Here is a 14,009-nt window from a genome sequence, read left to right on the forward strand (position 1 = left end):
ATTACTCGCCCGCCTCCTTATAGGCGGGCAGACCCAGCCCGCGGCGGATCGCGAGCGCGCGCAGGCCAAATCCCAGCAGCGCCGCGATCACGCCTGCGACCGGCACATCCAACCCGGCGAGCCGCAACAGCACGAACAGGCCGGAGGCGAACGCCGCCGCCGTAACGTATAGTTCGGGGCGCAGCAGGATCGACGGCTCGCCGGCCAGCGTGTCGCGCATGATGCCACCGACACAGCCGGTGACCACGCCCATCATTCCCGCGACAAAGGGCGGCACGCCAAAGCTCATTGCCTTGGCCGCCCCGAACACCGCGAAAGCAGCCAACCCGACCGCATCGAGCCAGTCGAGCGCATGGTCGCTCCACCAGCGGCGCGGCGTGATCCAGACGGTGATGGCGGCCGCCATACACACGATCGACGGCGCCGGATCATGGATCCAGAAGACCGGCGCATCGATCAGCAGGTCGCGCACCGTGCCGCCGCCCACCCCGGTCAGCAGGGCGAAGAACGCAAAGGTCACCAATGTCTGGCGCAGGCGCGCGGCGGCCAATGCGCCGGAAGCCCCGAAGACGAAGGTGCCGATCAGGCTCAACGCCTCCAGCACGGGTCCGATATGGGTGGCGATGGTCGGGGTCGGCGGCAGCATGGCCTTCCGTAGCCGCTATCGGGCGCCAGCGGAAGGCGGCGCCCGATGGTCGATCATTTCCGGCCCTTCTCGGCCGACAAACGGGTCATCAATATGGCTGCCCGCTTGGCCTGGCGCGGCATGGTGGACAGGTCCGCCTTTTCCGCCGGGCTATGGTCGCCGGTCGAAGCGAGGCCGAGACCCACCAGCCCGTCGACATCCTGCGCGACGAAGCTGATATCGCCCGCGCCGCGCTTGAGCGGATCAAGCTCGGGCATTTCGGGCAGGCCCAGATCTTTGTTGATGCCATTCAATTTGCCCAGCAGCGCGCGATTGCCCGCCGTCGGCGCCATGGAGGGATAGCCCAGGTCAAAGGCGATGCTGGCGCCAGTGCCGGGCAGATGGCCGTTGTCGACGATCGCCTGCATCTTCGCCCGCACCCGCTCGGTCTGGTCCTGGCTAAGGGTGCGGAAATCGCCCTTGGCGACGGCGATCGGCGGGATGATGTTGGTCTTGCCGGTCACGGCGATGCGCACGCCATCCTTGTCGACGTCCGCGCTCTGGCCGCCGCCGATCAGGCCGACATTGAAGGTCAGGTTGGGTTCCGGCAATTCCTTGCGGAAAGCGGTGATGATCCGCGCCATTTCATAGACGGCGCCATCACCGGCCGCGGCCGAGAAGATGCCCGAACTATGCGCCGACTTGCCGCTGGTGGTCAGCGTCCAACTGTTGGAGGAGCGGCGCGCGATCGAGCCCATATCCTTGCCATCCTCGCGGCTCAGCCCCTCGAAATCGAGCGCGACGTCGGCGCGCTTGCCGGCCGCGATCAGGTCAGCGCGCGAGATCGAGACCGGATCACCCGAATCCTCCTCGTCACCGGTCAGCACCACCTCGATATTGGCGTTCTTGAGTGTGCCCGCCGCCTGCATCGCCTTCAGGGCCAGCAGCATCGTCACCACCCCGCCCTTGTCGTCGGACACACCCGGCCCCGATGCCCAGTCGCCCTCGCGCTTGAAGGTCTGGAACGGCGAGTCCGGCTCGAACACCGTGTCGAGATGGCCGATCAGCAGCATCTTCGTCGTGCCCGCCTTGCCCTTATGCACGGCGATAAAATGGCCGGCACGCTTGACCTGATCCATCGGTTTCCAGCTAACGGTGAAGCCCAGCGCCTCGAACTCGGGACGCAGCATATCGGCCACCGCCTTGACGCCGGCGACATTCATCGACCCGCTATTCTGGTTCACGATCTTTTCGAGGAGGGCGATCGCGGGCTCATGGCCGGCATCGACGCTGGCGCCGATCTTCTGTTCGGCCGGACTCAGTGCCGCCTGCGCCGTGGTCGCCAGCAGCATCGCGCCGCACAGCGCCGCCTTCACAATAGTCTGTCGCATGGGTTCGTAACTTCACCGAAACAAAGGAAAAATGCACCGCTCTGGGACGGCTGCAGAATAAAACGGGTGGCGCGCGCAGACACGCCACCCGTCGGACGCTTATTTTGCCAGTTCGGCTTCGATCGCAGCAACCAGCGCCGGATCGTCGGGTGCCGTCGTCGGCGCGAAACGGGCCGCGACGCTACCATCCTTGGCAATCACGAACTTCTCGAAATTCCACAGGATTTCCGGCACCGGATTGGGCGTCATGCCAAAGCCCTTGAGGCGCTCGCGGAAGCTGTCGCCATCGCCCCGTGCCTCCGGCAGGGCGCTCGTCAGAGCGGCATAAAGCGGATGCTTGTCCGGCCCGCTGACCACGATCTTCTCGAACATCGGGAAATCGACGCCGAAATTGGTGGTGCAGAAGGTGGCGATCTCGTCATTGCTGCCCGGTTCCTGGGCGCCGAAATCATTGGCCGGGAAGCCCGCGACCACCAACCCCTTGTCCCGATAATCGGCATAGAGCTTTTCCAGCCCCTCATATTGCGGCGTCAGCCCGCATTTGGAGGCGACATTGACCGCAAGCACGACCTTGCCGGCATAATCGGCCAGGGTCGCGTCGGCACCCTTGATGGTCTTGAGCGGTATCTGCTGGATTGCGGTCATGCATCGTCTCCCTAGGATATCAGGCGGCGGACCTTGCCATCATATGGCGGCGCCGAAAAGATGCCCCGCCGCCGCCGTCACAGCCATCGCCAGCGCGCCCCAGAAGAAGGTACGCAGCATCGACCGCCCCGGTCGCGCCCCGCCCAGCCGCGCCCCGACATAGCCCAGCAGCAACAGGCAGAGCAGCGACACCGGCACGACGCTGATCCCGGCCAGCGACGGCGCGATGGCTGCGGCGACCACCGGCGGCGCCGCGCCACAGGCGAAGCTCGCTGCCGAGGCCAGCCCCGCCTGTACCGGCCGCGGCGTGCTGAGGTCGGAAATGCCAAGCTCGTCGCGGGCATGGGCGCCCAGCGGATCGGTCGCCATCAACTGGGTAGCCACCTGCCCAGCCAAGTCTTGGTCCAGCCCGCGCTCGACATAAATGTCGCGCAATTCCTCCCATTCGGCATGAGGCTGCGTCGCCAGCGCCTTCTTTTCCTTGGCAAGATCGGCCCGCTCGGTATCCGACTGGGCGCTCACCGACACATATTCGCCCGCAGCCATCGACATGGCGCCAGCAACCAGCGCGGCGATGCCGGACAGCAGGATGGACTCGCCCGTCGCGCCCGATGCGGCGATCCCGGTCATCAGGCTGGCGGTCGACACGATGCCGTCATTGGCGCCCAGCACGGCCGCGCGCAGCCAGCCGACCCGGTTGACATAATGGACGGCATGATGCGGCCGTGGCGGCTCGACGCGCGGCGTGGTCATATGATGGAGCCCCCTGTCAGATCATCCAGCCCGTTGGCTATCAGATGCAGGGGACAGCGCAAGGGGCTCAGCCCAAGCCCTCGGCCTTCTCCGCCAGTTCCAGCCAGCGTTCCTCGGCCGCGTCCTTCTCCGCCCGCGCCCTCTCGATCGCAGCCGTCAGCGCCGCGAATTTCTTCGGGTCGCGGGTATAAAGCGCCGGGTCGGCCAGCGCCTCCTCGTCGCGGGCGATCGCCGCTTCCAGTTCCTCGATCTTCTTGGGCAGCAGGTCGAGGTCGCGCTGGTCCTTGTAGGTCAGCTTGGTCGAGGTCGGCTTGGGCGGCGGCGGGGCCGCAGCCTCCTTCTTCTCCGCCTTGGGCGCACGGCGCGGATCGCGCTTGGCGATCCAGTCGGCATAGCCGCCGACGATCACATCGACCTTGCCCGATCCGTCGAGGCCGAGCGTCACGGTGACGGTGCGGTCGAGGAAGTCGCGGTCATGGCTGACGATCAGCACCGTGCCATCATAGTCCGCGATCACTTCCTGCAGCAGGTCGAGCGTTTCGAGGTCAAGGTCGTTGGTCGGTTCGTCCAGTACCAGCAGGTTGGATTCGCGGGCAAATTCGCGCGCGAACAGCAGACGCGAACGCTCGCCACCCGACAGGGTGCCGACCTTCGCCTCCGCCAGCGAGGGATCGAACAGGAAGTCCTTGAGATAGCCATGGACATGCTTGCGCACGCCGCGCACATCGATCCAGTCGCCGCCCTCGGCCAGCACGTCGCGCACGCTCTTGTCGCCCTGCATCAGGCTGCGCTGCTGGTCGATGAAGATCATGTCCAGCGTCTTGGCCAGCGTCACCGCGCCGCTGTCGGGCGCCAGTTCGCCGGTCAGCAGCTTCAGCAAAGTCGACTTGCCCGCGCCATTGCCGCCGACGATGCCGATCCGGTCGCCGCGCTGCACCCGCAGGCTGAAGTCGTTGATGATGGTCCGATCACCAAATGTCTTGGTGACATGCTCGGCCTTGATGACGCTCTTCGTCTTGCTGTCGTCGCTCGCCACCGCGATCTTGGCGGTGCCTTGCGGCCCCTGCATCGCGGCACGCTGGGCGCGCATCTCCCACAGCTTGGCGAGGCGCCCCTGGTTGCGCTTGCGCCGGGCGGTCACGCCGCGCTCCAGCCAGTGCGCCTCGATCTTGAGCTTGGCGTCCAGCTTCTCGGCGGCGCGCGCCTCTTCGGCATAGACCGCTTCCATCCAGTCCTCGAAACCGCCGAAGCCGATCTCGTTGCGGCGCATCTGGCCACGGTCGAGCCACAGCGTCTGGCGGGTCAGGCGGGTCAGGAAGGCGCGGTCATGGCTGATGACGATGAAGGCGCCGGTATAGCGGGCGAGCCAGCTTTCCAGCCAGTCGATCGCCGCGATATCCAGATGGTTGGTCGGCTCGTCCAGCAGCAGCAGGTCGGGTTCGCTGGCCAAGGCGCGGGCGATCGCGGCGCGGCGGCGCTCACCGCCGCTCGCGGTCGCGGCCTCGCGCGACAGGTCGATGCCCAGCTGGTCGGCGATTGCCTCGACCTCATGGGCGGGCGGCGCGAATGCGCCGGCCAGCGCGAAATCATGCAGCGTCTTGAAGGCGCTGACGTCCGGATCCTGTTCCAGCGTCACCACCCGCGCGCCCGGCTGCACCGAACGAATGCCCTCATCCGCCTCGATCTGGCCGCCGATCAGCTTGAGCAAGGTGGTCTTGCCCGCGCCGTTGCGCCCGATCAACGCCAGCCGGTCGCGCTGGCCGACATGGATGTCGATATGCCGGAACAGCCAGTGGCTGCCCTGCGAGAGGCCGAGATTTTCGAAGGAGAGAATGGGTGCTGCCATGGCGGTGCAGCTAGGGCCTATCGGGCGTCGGGGCAAGAGTGGAACCGGAAAGCTGTCGGACGGCTTTCAACGCAGGACAGCGTCCATTCATCGCACCCCGGCCAAAAACGGGTGCAGGACTTACAGAGGAGACCATGTCCATGAAATCCGCCCTCGCCCTGATGGCGCTCGGCGCCGCCGCACTGCCTGTCGCGGCTGTTGCCCAGACCAGCGTCACCATCGCCGAGACCGCGCCGGTGGTGACGTTGAACGTCACCGAAAGCGTCGAGGCCGCACCTGACGTCGCGACCATCGGCACCGGCGTCCAGACCAAGGCCCCGACCGCGGCCCAAGCGATGAAGGACAATGCCGCCAAGATGGACGGGCTGATCGCGGCGCTGGCCAAGGCCGGCATCGCCAAGACCGACATCCAAACCAGCGGCATCAACCTCAACGCCCAATATGATTACAGCAATCGCGACGGCCAGCCGTCCGGTCCGCGTTTCCTGGGCTATGAGGCGTCGAACCAGTTGAGCGTCAAGGTGCGCGACGTGAAGAAGGTTGGCGCGCTGCTCGATACGCTGGTGCAGGCTGGCGCGACCAACATCAACGGGCCCAGCTTCTCGGTCGAGAATCCGAGCCCGCTGCAGGCCCAGGCCCGCGCCACCGCGCTCAAGACCGCCAAGGCCCAGGCCGATTTCTATGCCCAGGCGGCGGGCTATCGCTCGGCCCGGCTGGTCTCGATCTCGGAAAGCAGCAGCGGCGGCAATGCGCCGATGCCGCTGATGGCCGCCCGCTTCAAGGCCGACGCCGCGCCGACCCCGGTGGAACCCGGCCAGGTCAGCGCATCGATCAGCCTGACGGTCCAGTACGCGCTGGAACGCTAAGCCGTCATTCCTCGACGCGCCAGTGCGGCACCGCAAGGTCCGCGCTGGCGCCTTTGACCAGCCGCGCGTCGATGCCGCGATCGGCAAAGGGCTTGAGCAGCCCCTCATGCCCCTCCCCCTTGATCGACAGGTCGATCGGCAGGCCGGTGCGCTGCGCCGCCCACAGGACGAGCGCCAGCCGATCCTTGTCCGTCACGGCCCCTTCATCATCCAGTGCCAGCGACGGCAGCGGCAGGGTCGGCGGCGTAATCTCTATCGCCCAGCCGGGCGTTGCCGCCGCCGCCCGCCGCTCCAGCGCCCAGTAGGCGCCAAGGCCCGCATCCGGCAAAGCCCGCGCCCGCACCACCGCCCGTTTGCGCGCTGTATCGACAGTCACCGCATCGGGATTGACCCCCGCGACCAATGCCAGCCGGTCGGTCAGGCGATCGACCTGGCCCTGCACCTCACGCCGGGCGGTCTGGGCGGCGAGCAGCTGGGCATTGTCGGCATCCGTCCCCTCACCCACCCGGATCTGTTCGATATCCAACGACACCGGCTTGCCCAGCATGTCGCCCAGAATATGGCCGGCCCGCGCGGACGCGTCGCGCTCATAATGGCTGGTGAGGACGCTGGCGGTCACGGCAAGCGGCCTGGCGGCGAAATCCAGGTCGAGCTGTGCGATCCGGGCGCCATCGGGAAATTCGCGCCGGATGACGTCGCGGGCATCGCGGGCGGCCCGCGCTTCCCAGGCGATCTGGCCGAGCGACAGGCCGAGCGGCACTGCCAGCGCCAGGAAGATGGCACCGATGAAGACAGTTTGCAGCCAGCTCTGGCTGGGCGACAGGCGCCGGCCAAAGCCATAGAGGCGCGCCATGATCGCCGCGGCCAGGGCGATCGTCACGAAATTGGTGAAGAAGAGCAGGAAGGCACCGCCCGCGACCGTCGCATTGAGCGTCGCCAGTCCAAAGCCCACCGTTGCCAGCGGCGGCATCAGCGCGGTGGCGATCGCGACGCCGACGATCGTCCCCGCCTTGCCGCGAATCATCGCATAGGCGCCCGCCAGCGCGGAAAAGAGCGCGACCATCAGGTCGAACAGATTGGGCCGGGTGCGCGCGGCGATTTCACTGGTCACCGTCTGCAACGGCGACAGCAGGACGATGAAGGCCGTGAACGCGATCGCCACCAGCGCCCCGCCCGCCAGCGCGACGATCGTCCGGCGGATTTCACGCGCGTCGGTCATGGCGAGGCCAAAGCCCAGCCCGACGATCGGCCCCATCAGCGGCGAGATCAGCATCGCGCCGATCACCACGGCCGGCGAGGAGAGCAGCAGGCCGAGCACCGCAATGCCCGCCGACATCAGGATCATGAAGGCGTAGGACGGGGTCCAGCCATCATCGGCCCGGACCCTTTCGAGCACCGCCTGATGATCGATCCCGCGGATCACATGGCTGCGCCACCAGCGCGGAACGGAGCGCCACAAGGGCGCATCGGTTACGGGCCTGTCATCTTCATTCTCCATGGCTGGCAAGCCTAATTCGCCCGGCCGCTCCTTTCCAGCGCGGAATGACCGGTCATTCACCACCTGTTCAATGCGCTTCGCCTATGCCATGCCCATGACAATGATCGCCAAAAGCCTGACTGCCGGACTGGGCGCCCTACTGGCCCTGTCCCTGATGACACCGGTCGCAGAGGCCGGTGGCCGCCGTGACGAGCAGGATGCCGCGCGCCGCGCGATGCTGGACGGCCAGGTCATGCCCTTTTCGATGATCAAGCGCCGGGTCGACGCCCAGGTGGGCGGTGCCACCTATGTCGGCAGCGAGTTCAACCCTTCCACCAATCGCTATCGCCTGAAATATGTGAAGGACGGCAAGGTGATGTGGGTTGATGCCGACGGCCGGACAGGCGATATCATCGGCTGGGCACGCTGACCGCGTGCCGGCCAAACCCATTGCGTCGATAACAAGAAACGGAACCCTATGCGCCTGCTGATCGTCGAGGATGAACCGAGTCTGGGCCAGCAGCTCAGGAACACGCTGGAAGGTGCCGGCTATGCCGTCGACCTCGCCACCGATGGCGAGGATGGCCATTTCCTCGGCTCGACCGAAAATTATGACGCCGTGGTCCTGGACCTGGGCCTGCCGACGATCGACGGCCTGACCGTGCTTGATCGCTGGCGCAAGGAAGGGCGCAGCTTCCCGGTGCTGGTGCTGACCGCGCGCGACAGCTGGTCGGACAAGGTTGCCGGCCTCGATGCCGGCGCCGACGATTATCTGGCCAAGCCCTTCCAGAGCGAGGAACTGATCGCCCGCCTGCGCGCGCTCATCCGCCGTGCCAGCGGCAATGCCTCGAGCGAACTGATCGCCGGCGACGTCCGCCTCGACACCCGTTCGGGCAAGGTGACGCTGAAGGGCGATCCGGTGAAGCTGACGGCGCAGGAATATAAGCTCCTGTCCTATCTGCTCCACCACAAGGGCAAGGTGGTCAGCCGCACCGAGCTGATCGAGCATATTTACGACCAGGATTTCGATCGCGATTCCAACACGATCGAAGTGTTCGTGACGCGCATCCGCAAGAAACTCGGCGCCGACGTCATCACCACCATCCGCGGCCTTGGCTACAGCTTGGACGAGCCGGGGCGCTGATCCGCGCCCCATCCGCCTCCGTTCGCTGCGGGCGAAGTCGACAGGCGAACAGGTCCGACCCATCGGCCATGTTTCTCGGCTGCGCCAGCAGTGAACGGGTGTAGGATCATTTTGCATGGCCAGCCCGTCGCCCTCCCCCGTCCGGTCCACCGGGTCGATCAGCCGCCGCATGATCGGCATTGCCGCGCTGTGGATCAGCGTGCTGCTGCTGGGCGGCGGCGTCGCGCTCGACCGGGTGCTGTCGGACGCGGTGACGCGCAATTTCGACGACGGCATGAATTATGTGCTGACGGCGATGATCGCGGCGGCCGAGATCGGCCCGGACGGCGAAGTGCTGTTCAACCGCGAACTGGCCGACCAGCGCTTCCTGGAACCCAATAGCGGCCTCTATTACCAGATCAGCGCCAAGGGGCATGAGGATTGGCGGTCGCGATCGCTGTGGGACCGGGCGCTCAAGGTGCCGGGCGACCATGCCGACCGCAATTTCCATGTCTATGACAGCAAGCAGTTTCCCGGCGAGGATCTGCGCGTCATGGAGCGCAGCGTCATCCTGCCCGGTTCCGATGCGCGCTGGATGTTCATGGTGGCACAGGCCCGCCAGGGCCTTGATGGCCAGATCAAGACGCTGCGATCCACCCTGTTCAAGAGCTTCGCGCTGCTGGCGCTGGGCCTGATCGTGCTCGCTACCTTGCAGACCATCTATGGCCTGCGGCCGCTGCGCAAGGTGCGGCTGGAAATCATCAAGATGCGCGATGGCGACAAGAGCCGGGTGACCGAACCCATGCCCGCCGAAGTGCTGCCGATGGTCGAGGAACTGAACGCGCTGCTCGCCCATAATGAGCGGCAGGCAGAGGAAGCGCGCACCCATGCCGGCAACCTCGCCCATGCGCTCAAGACGCCGCTGACCGTCATCATGAACGCCGCGACCGCCAATGCGCCGGACCTGGGCGAAACGGTTGTGCGCGAGGCGACGACGATGCGGCGCCAGGTCGACCATCACCTCGCCCGCGCCCGCGCCGTCGGCCGGCGCGGCGCAGCGCAGAGCCGGGCTGAGGTCTGGGCCAGCCTGGAGGCGGTCGAGCGCGCGGTGCGCCATCTCTATCAGGATGCGCGGGTCGACATGGACGGCGACAAGCATGCGGCAGTCCGCGTCGAGCGGCAGGATCTGGACGAAATGCTGGGCAATCTGGTCGAGAATGCCGCCAAATATGGCGGCGGCAGCGTGTTCGCGACGGTCAGCCGGGTTGGCGCGATGGTCGAGATCATGGTCGAGGATGATGGCATGGGCATCCCCGAGGCCGACCGGGTGCGCATCTTCGATCGCGGCGTGCGGCTCGATTCGGGCAAGCCCGGCACTGGCCTTGGCCTCGCCATCGTCCGCGATGTCGCCGAAATCTATGGCGGGTCGGTGGCGCTGGAGGAGAGCGAGGATCTGGGCGGGCTGCTGGTCCGACTGCGCCTGCCGGCCGCCTGACAAAAGGCGCGCGACGAAAGGCAATTGCGTTCCTGCAAATCAATAGCATAGACAGGACAGACCGGGCCGCATCGGCCCATTCCAGACGGGATCGACGGGTGCGGCGCCATCTCTATCTCATTGCCGGCTTCCTCTCGATCGGATTGGGCACGCTGGGCGCCTTCCTGCCGCTGCTGCCGACCGTCCCTTTCATGATCCTCGCGGCCTATTGCTTTGCCCGCTCCAGCCCGGAACTGGAGGCAAAGCTGCTGGATCACAAGCATTTCGGTCCGCATATCCGCCGCTGGCGCGAACGCGGCGCGATCAGCCGGAGGGGCAAGAAGGCCGCGCTCGGCGCCTTTGCCTTCAGCGCGATCCTGGCGCTGATCTTCTCCCCCTTCCCCTGGTATCTGATCCCGCTGGCCGCAGCGCTGATCGGCGGCAGTTGGATCTGGACCCGGCCCGAAAGCTGAGCCGCCTGGCTGAGATCGAAATCAGCCCTTAGCCCAGCGTCTTTGCATAATCGCGCAGCGCGCGCAGATCGCGGGTAATCCACTTGGCGTCGCGCGCAAAATCCTCGTCGCTCATACCGGGCTGGCGAAAAAGCGTCAGCATCACCTCTGCCCCATCCCCATTCTCAATGACGCGCAGCGGGACATGAACCTCCCGGCCATCACCGGTCTCGACGAAATGGTCCATCACGCCAAATTCATTGTGCGGCGTGAAGCGAACGACGATCGGCCCATCGGGACCGTCGGCAATCCATCCGGTGCCGCCCCTGCGCAGATCGGCCTCGGTCAGGCCCGATGCCCATTTCGGGAATATCTCCGGCTGCCAGATCTCTTCGTAAAGCTCGCGCCAGTTGCGCGCTATCGTGACACTGTAGGTTCGCGCGGTAAGCATGCAGAATTCTCTTTTAGAAGTGGAACTGCGCTGTACCGCCGCCAGCCTTTCTTGTCACCGCAACGAATGTTTCTTGGCTAGATGCCGCCAGACACCGGAGGCCAGCCCCCCTCCATCAACGCGGCGCTGAGGTCCGCGACGCACGCATCCAGCACCGCTTGGTCGGTCGAGCGGATGACGAAATTGGCGCCGGTGCGCCCTTCGCGGAAGAAGGGGTAGCTGCCGATCTGGACGCCGTCATGGGCGCGCTCGGTGGCGCCGAGCAGGTCGGCAATCTCGCTTTCCGCGACCCAGCAGCCGATCGTCGCGGAGAGGACTGGCAAGCCGCCTTCCAGCGTCCCGGTCAGGCTGTCGAGCATGCCGGCGGTGATGTGCGGCACCCCGGCCATGATGAAGACATTGCCGTGGCGAATGCCCGGCGCGCCCGACATCCGGTTTTCGATGAGGTCGGCGCCCGCCGGCACCCGCGCCATGCGCAGCCGCGCGTCGGTAAGGCCCCCACGCGTGACATAATAGCGCTCCAATATCGCCCGCGCCTCCGGATGGATCTCGACGCCGACGCCCAGCGCCGCCGCGATCGCGTCCACCGTGATGTCGTCATGGGTCGGGCCGATGCCGCCGGTGGTGAAGAGATAGTCGTTGCGGGCACGCAATATGTTGACCGCCTCGACGATCGCGTCCTGCACATCGGGCACCACCCGCACCTCGCGCAGGCGGATGCCCTGGACATTGAGCCAGGTGGCGATCTGCGCGACATTCTTGTCCTGGATGCGGCCGGACAGGATTTCATCGCCGATCACGATCACGGCGGCGGTCCAGATACGGTCGCTCATGCCAGCGGCTCCGCGCGGGCGGCAAGCGCCATCAGCCGGGCCAGCCGATCGGGCGGCAGGATGTCCGCCGGCTTGTAGCTCGCCTCGAAGACCGGCACGTCGGCCGGCAAGGCAGTCCAGTCCGACCGATCGGCCACGAAGATCGCGGCATCGGGCCGTATCGCCGCGCGATCATCCAGCGTGCCGACGCGGATCGCAGCGCCCGCCCGGCCGAGACGGGGATAGAAGCTCCAGACCGCCGTGCCGCAGTTGGCGCAGCGCACGATCACCTGGGTCTTGCCGCTGCCGGTGGGGACGACATGTTCGCTGAGGTCACCGGACAGGAGATGGAGATGATCGACCTCGACAAAGGCGTTGACCGCAGACGCCGCGCCGCTCTGTCGCTGACACAGGCTACAATGGCAGTTGTTGACGAAGATGGGGTCGGCATCGACCCGATAGCGCACCTCACCACAGGCGCATCCGCCTTCCATCACCATGTCCGTTTCTCTTTTCCTGATAGCGACCGCGGGGCTGAGCGAAGACACTCGCAATGCCGGATCGCAGGGTCTATATCAACCACATGACCGAATATATGACGATGACGGCCGACGCGCCGGTTTCCCGCTCTACCGCGATCAAGCTCTATGACGCGGCCGGTTTCGACGGCATGCGCAAGGCCGGCCGGCTGGCCGCCGAGATCCTCGACGCGCTGGTCCCCCATGTGGTGCCGGGCGTGACCACCGGCGAACTGGACGACATCGTCCGCCGCATGACGCTGGACGGCGGCGGCGTGCCGGCGACCCTGGGCTATCGCGGCTATACGCACAGCTGCTGCATCTCGCTCAACAATGTCATCTGCCATGGCATTCCGGGCGACTATAAGCTCAAGGACGGCGATATTCTCAATATCGACGTTACCCCGCTGGTCGATGGCTGGCACGGCGACACCAGCCGCATGTTCATCGCCGGCGACGCCCCGATCAAGGCGAAACGGCTGGTCGAGATCACCTATGAATGCCTGATGCTCGGCATCGAGCAGGCCAAGCCCGGCAATCATCTGGGCGACATCGGCCATGTCATCCAGCGCCATGCCGAAAAGCATCGTTACGGGGTGGTCCGCGATTTCTGTGGCCATGGTCTGGGCCGCGTCTTCCATGACAGTCCCGAAGTGGTCCATGTCGGCCGCCCCGGCACCGGTCCGGAGCTGAAGCCCGGCATGTTCTTCACGATCGAGCCGATGATCAACATCGGCAAGCCCGGCGTGAAGATGCTGGATGATGGCTGGACGGCGGTGACGCGCGACCGCACCCTGTCGGCCCAGTTCGAACACAGCATCGGCATCACCGAAACCGGCTGCGAAATCTTTACCAAGAGCCCGACCGGCCTCGACTGCCCGCCCTACGTGCGCTGATTTCTGCCTGCTCATGGCGGTCCCAAAGGCCCGCTCCGTTCATGCCATCGGGGTCATAACTGACCGGCGTCGACGGGGCGGGCCTTTTGCATGACGGGCCGTTCAACCACTGCCCAAAAAACAGGCAGAATGACATGATATTGCCCGGAATCCGGGCAATATGGACAAAGATTGCTGCATCGCCGAAAGCAGGCCTAGCGATTCGCCACTTGGCACGGTAATTGATTGTTAAGGGAGACGGCGCTTGCCTCGGGGGGCATGATGATCGTCGCTTGAAGGTTGAAGGATGCGGGGCCAACCCGCGTCCGTTCGTGCGTCATGGGTTGGGATTAAGTGATGAAGAAGATCGAGGCGATCATCAAGCCGTTCAAGCTGGACGAGGTGAAGGAAGCGCTGCACGAAGTGGGCGTGTCCGGCATCACCGTCACCGAGGCGAAGGGCTTCGGCCGCCAGAAGGGCCATACCGAACTCTATCGCGGCGCCGAATATGTCGTCGACTTCCTGCCCAAGGTGAAGCTGGAGGTCGTCGTCGACGACGCTCTAGCCGACCGGGTCGTCGAAGCGATCTGCAGCGCCGCCCAGACCGGCCGCATCGGCGACGGCAAGATCTTCATTTCCGCCATCGAGGGCGCGGTGCGCATCCGCACCGGCGAACGCGACAGCGACGCCATCTGATTTTC

16 protein-coding genes are annotated in these 14,009 nt (G+C 65.8%); 7 read left to right on the top strand and 9 right to left on the bottom strand.

Annotation, left to right across the window (positions count from 1 at the left end; translation table 11 throughout):
- Window position 1: 1 nt before the first annotated feature.
- The 5 genes from JQK15_RS09495 to JQK15_RS09515 form a co-directional block, all read right to left on the bottom strand.
- Window positions 2–646: a trimeric intracellular cation channel family protein gene (locus tag JQK15_RS09495; RefSeq protein WP_214865185.1), complete on the bottom strand. Its 645-nt coding sequence runs from the start codon at window positions 644–646 to the stop codon at window positions 2–4.
- 53 nt (window positions 647–699) lie between these two features.
- The gene (locus JQK15_RS09500; RefSeq protein ID WP_214865187.1) at window positions 700–2,016 is read right to left on the bottom strand and encodes a M20/M25/M40 family metallo-hydrolase; all 1,317 of its coding nucleotides are present in this window, start codon (window positions 2,014–2,016) and stop codon (window positions 700–702) included.
- Between the two features lie 99 nt (window positions 2,017–2,115).
- Window positions 2,116–2,661: a glutathione peroxidase gene (locus JQK15_RS09505; RefSeq protein WP_214865189.1), complete on the bottom strand. Its 546-nt coding sequence runs from the start codon at window positions 2,659–2,661 to the stop codon at window positions 2,116–2,118.
- A 39-nt stretch (window positions 2,662–2,700) separates the two neighbouring features.
- Window positions 2,701–3,414: a VIT1/CCC1 transporter family protein gene (locus tag JQK15_RS09510; protein WP_214865191.1), complete on the bottom strand. Its 714-nt coding sequence runs from the start codon at window positions 3,412–3,414 to the stop codon at window positions 2,701–2,703.
- 67 nt (window positions 3,415–3,481) lie between these two features.
- On the bottom strand, window positions 3,482–5,260 hold the full coding sequence (locus tag JQK15_RS09515; protein WP_214865192.1) for an ABC-F family ATP-binding cassette domain-containing protein: 1,779 nt from the start codon (window positions 5,258–5,260) through the stop codon (window positions 3,482–3,484).
- 140 nt (window positions 5,261–5,400) lie between these two features.
- Here JQK15_RS09515 and JQK15_RS09520 point away from each other — a divergent pair, with 140 nt between their 5' ends.
- The gene (locus JQK15_RS09520) at window positions 5,401–6,126 is read left to right on the top strand and encodes an SIMPL domain-containing protein (protein WP_214865194.1); all 726 of its coding nucleotides are present in this window, start codon (window positions 5,401–5,403) and stop codon (window positions 6,124–6,126) included.
- A 4-nt stretch (window positions 6,127–6,130) separates the two neighbouring features.
- On the opposite strand, the gene JQK15_RS09525 is transcribed toward JQK15_RS09520, so the two are convergent.
- The gene (locus JQK15_RS09525; protein ID WP_214865197.1) at window positions 6,131–7,624 is read right to left on the bottom strand and encodes a DUF389 domain-containing protein; all 1,494 of its coding nucleotides are present in this window, start codon (window positions 7,622–7,624) and stop codon (window positions 6,131–6,133) included.
- Window positions 7,625–7,694: 70 nt separating this feature from the next.
- Between JQK15_RS09525 and JQK15_RS09530 the strand changes: the two genes are divergently transcribed.
- The 4 genes from JQK15_RS09530 (at window position 7,695) to JQK15_RS09545 (ending at window position 10,673) form a co-directional block, all read left to right on the top strand.
- Entirely contained in the window at window positions 7,695–8,033 is a 339-nt protein-coding gene (locus JQK15_RS09530) for a hypothetical protein (protein WP_010336069.1), read from the top strand.
- 48 nt (window positions 8,034–8,081) lie between these two features.
- A complete protein-coding gene (locus JQK15_RS09535; RefSeq protein WP_004207541.1) occupies window positions 8,082–8,747 on the top strand; it encodes a response regulator transcription factor in 666 nt (221 codons plus the stop codon).
- A 169-nt stretch (window positions 8,748–8,916) separates the two neighbouring features.
- Window positions 8,917–10,221, top strand: a complete 1,305-nt coding sequence (locus JQK15_RS09540) for a sensor histidine kinase (RefSeq protein ID WP_026109023.1) — start codon at window positions 8,917–8,919, stop codon at window positions 10,219–10,221.
- 98 nt (window positions 10,222–10,319) lie between these two features.
- On the top strand, window positions 10,320–10,673 hold the full coding sequence (locus JQK15_RS09545; protein ID WP_097383553.1) for a YbaN family protein: 354 nt from the start codon (window positions 10,320–10,322) through the stop codon (window positions 10,671–10,673).
- A gap of 28 nt (window positions 10,674–10,701) precedes the next feature.
- Here JQK15_RS09545 and JQK15_RS09550 read toward each other — a convergent pair whose 3' ends face one another.
- From JQK15_RS09550 to JQK15_RS09560, 3 genes are all read right to left on the bottom strand, one after another.
- Window positions 10,702–11,103, bottom strand: a complete 402-nt coding sequence (locus JQK15_RS09550; protein WP_214865199.1) for a polyketide cyclase — start codon at window positions 11,101–11,103, stop codon at window positions 10,702–10,704.
- A 77-nt stretch (window positions 11,104–11,180) separates the two neighbouring features.
- Entirely contained in the window at window positions 11,181–11,936 is a 756-nt protein-coding gene (locus tag JQK15_RS09555) for a competence/damage-inducible protein A (RefSeq protein ID WP_214865200.1), read from the bottom strand.
- Entirely contained in the window at window positions 11,933–12,415 is a 483-nt protein-coding gene (locus JQK15_RS09560) for a GFA family protein (protein WP_214865202.1), read from the bottom strand. The genes JQK15_RS09555 and JQK15_RS09560 overlap by 4 nt, the downstream gene beginning before the upstream one ends.
- Window positions 12,416–12,498: 83 nt before the next feature.
- Here JQK15_RS09560 and map point away from each other — a divergent pair, with 83 nt between their 5' ends.
- Together map and JQK15_RS09570 are read left to right on the top strand one after the other, a co-directional pair.
- Window positions 12,499–13,329 carry a type I methionyl aminopeptidase gene (gene map, locus JQK15_RS09565; RefSeq protein ID WP_214865595.1) on the top strand — a complete coding sequence of 277 codons (831 nt, stop codon included), beginning with the start codon at window positions 12,499–12,501 and terminating at the stop codon, window positions 13,327–13,329.
- 336 nt (window positions 13,330–13,665) lie between these two features.
- Entirely contained in the window at window positions 13,666–14,004 is a 339-nt protein-coding gene (locus tag JQK15_RS09570; RefSeq protein ID WP_004207549.1) for a P-II family nitrogen regulator, read from the top strand.
- Window positions 14,005–14,009: the final 5 nt, after the last annotated feature.

The organism is Sphingobium sp. BHU LFT2, assembly GCF_018604485.1.
In the GTDB taxonomy this organism is placed as follows: Bacteria; Pseudomonadota; Alphaproteobacteria; order Sphingomonadales; family Sphingomonadaceae; genus Sphingobium; species Sphingobium yanoikuyae_A.

What these genes read in the sequence shown, in the direction of transcription:
- JQK15_RS09495 (WP_214865185.1), bottom strand. Translation starts at nt 646, where the DNA reads ATGCTGCCGCCGACCCCGACCATCGCCACCCATATCGGACCCGTGCTG.
- JQK15_RS09550 (WP_214865199.1), bottom strand. Translation starts at nt 11,103, where the DNA reads ATGCTTACCGCGCGAACCTACAGTGTCACGATAGCGCGCAACTGGCGC.
- JQK15_RS09555 (WP_214865200.1), bottom strand. Translation starts at nt 11,936, where the DNA reads ATGAGCGACCGTATCTGGACCGCCGCCGTGATCGTGATCGGCGATGAA.
- JQK15_RS09570 (WP_004207549.1), top strand. Translation starts at nt 13,666, where the DNA reads ATGAAGAAGATCGAGGCGATCATCAAGCCGTTCAAGCTGGACGAGGTG.
- JQK15_RS09535 (WP_004207541.1), top strand. Translation starts at nt 8,082, where the DNA reads ATGCGCCTGCTGATCGTCGAGGATGAACCGAGTCTGGGCCAGCAGCTC.
- JQK15_RS09560 (WP_214865202.1), bottom strand. Translation starts at nt 12,415, where the DNA reads ATGGTGATGGAAGGCGGATGCGCCTGTGGTGAGGTGCGCTATCGGGTC.
- JQK15_RS09510 (WP_214865191.1), bottom strand. Translation starts at nt 3,414, where the DNA reads ATGACCACGCCGCGCGTCGAGCCGCCACGGCCGCATCATGCCGTCCAT.
- JQK15_RS09520 (WP_214865194.1), top strand. Translation starts at nt 5,401, where the DNA reads ATGAAATCCGCCCTCGCCCTGATGGCGCTCGGCGCCGCCGCACTGCCT.
- JQK15_RS09515 (WP_214865192.1), bottom strand. Translation starts at nt 5,260, where the DNA reads ATGGCAGCACCCATTCTCTCCTTCGAAAATCTCGGCCTCTCGCAGGGC.
- map (WP_214865595.1), top strand. Translation starts at nt 12,499, where the DNA reads ATGACCGAATATATGACGATGACGGCCGACGCGCCGGTTTCCCGCTCT.
- JQK15_RS09540 (WP_026109023.1), top strand. Translation starts at nt 8,917, where the DNA reads ATGATCGGCATTGCCGCGCTGTGGATCAGCGTGCTGCTGCTGGGCGGC.
- JQK15_RS09530 (WP_010336069.1), top strand. Translation starts at nt 7,695, where the DNA reads ATGCGCTTCGCCTATGCCATGCCCATGACAATGATCGCCAAAAGCCTG.
- JQK15_RS09505 (WP_214865189.1), bottom strand. Translation starts at nt 2,661, where the DNA reads ATGACCGCAATCCAGCAGATACCGCTCAAGACCATCAAGGGTGCCGAC.
- JQK15_RS09525 (WP_214865197.1), bottom strand. Translation starts at nt 7,624, where the DNA reads ATGGAGAATGAAGATGACAGGCCCGTAACCGATGCGCCCTTGTGGCGC.
- JQK15_RS09500 (WP_214865187.1), bottom strand. Translation starts at nt 2,016, where the DNA reads ATGCGACAGACTATTGTGAAGGCGGCGCTGTGCGGCGCGATGCTGCTG.